Genomic DNA, 3,372 nt, shown 5'->3' with positions numbered 1-3,372 from the left:
CCGGCGCCGGCTCGTGCTCCGGTCCGCCGGGCTGGACCTCCGCCCGCTGCCCGCTGAGCTTCGCCGGGCGTCCGGATGTCATGAACGACAGCCTGCCGGTCAGCCGGCCAGGAGCTGCTCTCGCAGGATGTCCGCGTGCCCGCCGTGCTGGGCCAGCTCCCGCAGCACCTGCAGGTACACCCACCGCAGCGTGCGCGGCCCGCTCCGGTGTCCGGTCACGACGGTGTCCAGCGGCAGCTCCGCAACCACCCGCCGAGCCGTCGCGCAGGCCTCCCGGTGCGCCGCCGTGACCGAAGCCACGGTGTCACCCTCGTGCAGCCGGAACGAGTCATCCGGACCCGGGACCAGCCCGAGTTCCCCACGGGAACCACCGCCGACGCACTCCTCGAACCACACGCGCTGCATCCACGTCACGTGCTTGAGCAGCCCCAGCAACGTCGTCGCCGACGGGACCAGCCGGCGGCGGGCCTGCTCCTCGGTCAGCCCGTCGAGGGCGGCTTCGAGCGCGGCGCGGTGTTCCTCGATGAACGCCTCGAGCTGGACGCGTTCGCCGTCGAGCGGCACGTCGAACGACCCCATCGCTCAGCCGCCCACGTGGATGCCGGGCCGCCGGGCGGCGTCCTTCTCGCTGCTGCGGATGATCTCCCGCACCACCGGCGCCGTGTCGCCGCGGCCGAGGAGCAGATACCGGAGCAGGTGGCCGAGCGGGTTGCCCTCGGACCACTCGAAGTAGCAGCGGGGCCGGACGCCGGTGACGTCGCGCAGGGTCAGCAGGATCGCGGCGATCGCGTTGGGCGCCGCCGGGCTGTCCGCGCGGAGGACGCGGTAGCCGTCGACCTCGACGCCCCGCACCTGCAGCACGTTGCTGAACTCCGACGGGTCCACGACGTCGATCTCCAGGAACAGGACGTCGGCGGGCCCGGGCACCGGGTTCATGCCGCGCTGTTCGGCTTCCTTGGCGGCGTATTCGTCGTGGTCGCCGTCCTGGCGCTTGTTGGCGATGATGTTCAGGGCGCCGTCGTGGGCCAGCGAGTCGGCGACGAACCGGCGCGCCTCGTCGTCGAACTCGATGTGCTCGGCGCGCAGCTCCGTGGTCCGCGTGACCCGCGAAACCAGCGAGACCACGATGATCCCGAGGATGAACAGCGCCGAGATCGCGATCCCGTCCGGCTTCTCGATGACGTTCTCGACGAGCGCGTAGAGCAGGACGAGCGTCAAGACGACGAAGCCGGCGGCCGCGCCCCCCTGGCGGCGGCGGATCGCCGAGATGCTGACCGCGACCGCGCCCGAGACCATCATCGCGAGGATGCCGGTCGCGTAGGCGCCGGCCTGGGCGTTGACGTCGGCGCCGAACGCGATGGTGATGAGGACGCTGATCGCGGTGTAGACCAGCACGACCGGGCGGACGGCTCGGCCCCACTCCGGCGCCATCCCGTAGGTGGGCAGGTAGCGCGGGACGATGTTGATCAGGCCGGCCATCGCCGACGCGCCGGCGAACCACAGGATGAGGACGCTGCTGATGTCGTAGACCGTCCCGAAGATCTCGCCCAGTTCGTGGTGGGCGAGGTAGGCCATGGCGCGGCCGTTGGCTTCGCCGCCTTCCTTGAACGCGTCCGCCGGGATGAGCACGGTGGTGACGAAGCTGGTCGCGATGAGGAACACCGACATGATGAGCGCGGCGGCGGTGAGCAGCTTCCGCGTGTTGCGGATCCGCGACTCCAGCTTCTCTTCCGCCGTCTTCCCCTTCGCGGCGACCAGCGGCATCATGCTGACGCCGGTCTCGAACCCGGAGAGCCCGAGCACGAGCAGCGGGAAGGCGAGCACGGCCGGGCCGACGATGCCGCCGAACCCGCCGCCGCCCGCGGTCAGCGCGTCGGTCCAGTGGGAGAGGGCCGCGGAGTCGCCGAGCAGGTCGACCACGCCGGCGACGGTGACCACGGCGTTGAGCAGCAGGAAGACCGCGACGAGCGGGATGGCGACCCCGACGGCCTCGCTGAAGCCGAGCAGGAACACCCCGCCGAGGATCAGCAGCAGCACGACGGTGATGAGGACGGCGTGGCCGTGCAGGAACCCGGGCAGGTAGGGGTTCTCCAGCAGGTGCACGGTGGCGTCGGCGGAGGACAGCGTGATCGTGATGATCCACGACGTGGCCACGAACCCGAGCAGCGTGAGCACGAAGAGCTTCCCGCGCCAGAACGGCAGCAGGTTCTCCAGCATCGCGACCGACCCCTGCCCGTGCGGGCTTTCCCGGGCGACCCGCCGGTACATCGGCAGCATCCCGAGCAGCGTGAGCGCGACGATCAGCAGAGTGGCCAGCGGGGACAGCGCCCCGGCGGCGAGCGCGGCGATCCCGGGAAGGTAGGAGAGCGTGGAGAAGTAGTCGACGCCGGTGAGGCACATGACCTTCCACCACGCCTGCGGGGTGCCGTGGTCCTCACCTCCGGCGCGGCCGACGGGGGCGACCCGGTGCTCCAGCAGCCACCGGGCGGCCCCGGAACCCGGTGGCTTCGGCGGCACCGGGCTGTCGACCTTCGCCGGAATGGTCAATTCGGGTGAAACACCCATTTCTCGCCCTCACGTCCCCTCGACCCGCTGACATCGGGGACAAGCATGCCCGACGGCGGGCAGCGCGTCGCAGCGGAGGCACCGGAGCGCCTCGTCCACTTCGGACCGGGGACGTCCCCTGTGGACGGTCAGAACTCGTCGGCCGCCGTCAGTTCGTGCTCGAAGGCGTCCGCCCGGGCGACGACGGTCTTGAGCGGGCGCTCGAACTCCTCCTGGATGCTGAGGTCCTCCAGCGGCACGGTGTGCTTGAGCAGGGCGACGCCGTCCACCACGGCCGCGCCGCCGACCGCCGAGCCGCCGGCGAGCTCGAGGAGCTTCCGCAGGTCGATCGAGTCGGCCCAGCCGACCGGTGAGGAGATTTCGATCCACGATCCGCCGTCGAGTTCGGGCAGGTGGTGGACCGTCGCCTGCTGGGTCCGCTCGCTCGGGCCGTTCAGCCGGAACCGCAGCCAGCCGTCCGACTCCTCCAGGACTTCGTACCGCGTCCGGACAAAGTTGATCACGTCGATCCAGGTGGTCACGCGTCGAGCATGCCACGTCCGCCCGGAGTCCGGCACCGAGGACACTCCGGCACCTGGTGACCGGTGCGGCGCGGTGCCAGACTCGGGGTATGCGCGGTCGCCGGGAAGTGCGCGGCCGGCCGCAGCCCGTGGCCGGTGGCATTCCGGTGGCCGCCTACCCCGTGCGGGTCCCGGTCGTCGCCCTCGTCGCTTCCACCGGCGGGCTGGACGCGCTGTCCCGGGTGCTCGGGCCGCTGCCGGCCGACCTCCCGGCGGCCGTGCTCGTCGCGCAGCACCTGGACCCGAG

At 71.6% G+C, this 3,372-nt stretch carries 4 protein-coding genes; 1 reads left to right on the top strand and 3 read right to left on the bottom strand.

Annotated elements, in window-relative coordinates:
- Positions 1–99 precede the first annotated feature (99 nt).
- The 3 genes from G3I65_RS08635 to G3I65_RS08625 all read right to left on the bottom strand — a co-directional run bounded on the left by G3I65_RS08635 (position 100) and on the right by G3I65_RS08625 (position 3,086).
- Positions 100–579, bottom strand: coding sequence for a DinB family protein (locus tag G3I65_RS08635; protein WP_160695627.1), 480 nt, complete (start codon positions 577–579; stop codon positions 100–102).
- Positions 580–582: 3 nt separating this feature from the next.
- Positions 583–2,565 (bottom strand): APC family permease, encoded by a 1,983-nt coding sequence (locus tag G3I65_RS08630; protein ID WP_160695626.1) that lies wholly within the window; start codon positions 2,563–2,565, stop codon positions 583–585.
- Positions 2,566–2,693: 128 nt separating this feature from the next.
- Entirely contained in the window at positions 2,694–3,086 is a 393-nt protein-coding gene (locus G3I65_RS08625; protein WP_125315290.1) for a hypothetical protein, read from the bottom strand.
- An 89-nt stretch (positions 3,087–3,175) separates the two neighbouring features.
- Here G3I65_RS08625 and G3I65_RS08620 point away from each other — a divergent pair.
- Positions 3,176–3,372 (top strand): chemotaxis protein CheB (locus G3I65_RS08620; RefSeq protein WP_160695625.1); only part of this gene is annotated, 197 nt, incomplete at its 3' end.

Source organism: Amycolatopsis sp. SID8362 (assembly GCF_010550475.1).
GTDB lineage: Bacteria > Actinomycetota > Actinomycetes > Mycobacteriales > Pseudonocardiaceae > Amycolatopsis > Amycolatopsis eburnea.
Note: the sequence above shows the minus strand (reverse complement) of the source record. Positions and strands in the feature narration are given on the sequence as shown.